Source organism: Sporosarcina sp. E16_3, assembly GCF_017347125.1.
Taxonomy (GTDB): domain Bacteria; phylum Bacillota; class Bacilli; order Bacillales_A; family Planococcaceae; genus Sporosarcina.
Window position 1 is genome coordinate 1 of sequence record NZ_JADPRX010000083.1, and the last position, 602, is coordinate 602.

Here is a 602-nt window from a genome sequence, read left to right on the forward strand (position 1 = left end):
ACCGGGATCGAACCGGCGATCTCCTGCGTGACAGGCAGGCATGTTAACCGCTACACCACGGGACCTTACTATGTAATAATTTTCGATTTTGCAAGTAACTTCATCACATAAATATCGAAAGTAGATATGTGAGACCGGCGACGTCCTACTCTTGCAGGGGGAAACCCCCAACTACCATTGGCGCTGAAGAGCTTAACTTCCGTGTTCGGGATGGGAACGGGTGTGACCTCTTCGCAATCGTCACCAGACCTACATCGTCTTTTCTTAAAGACAATACTTAGTATAGCATATCTTATGATAATTACAAGTTCTTTTTTCATCGATGTGTTTTATTCGTTAAAAAAGAATAAAATAGATTGATAAAAATCCTTTTCGAACATAATTAAGTTACCTATAAATTAGTATCTACTTCCAAGCTATAGTATACCGAAAACACATTGTCTAAGAAAACACGGTTATTTATCTCATAAAACAAAAAATCGACCCGGGAATATATCTTCCTGGAATCGGTTCTTAATTTTAAATAAAATGGCGGTCCCGACCGGGATCGAACCGGCGATCTCCTGCGTGACAGGCAGGCATGTTAACCGCTACACCACGGG

Annotated in this window: 1 rRNA gene; it reads right to left on the reverse strand. The window is 41.4% G+C overall.

From position 1 onward, the window contains the following. Positions 1–132: 132 nt before the first annotated feature. Positions 133–248 (reverse strand): 5S ribosomal RNA (gene rrf, locus I2483_RS19235). Positions 249–602 lie beyond the last annotated feature (354 nt).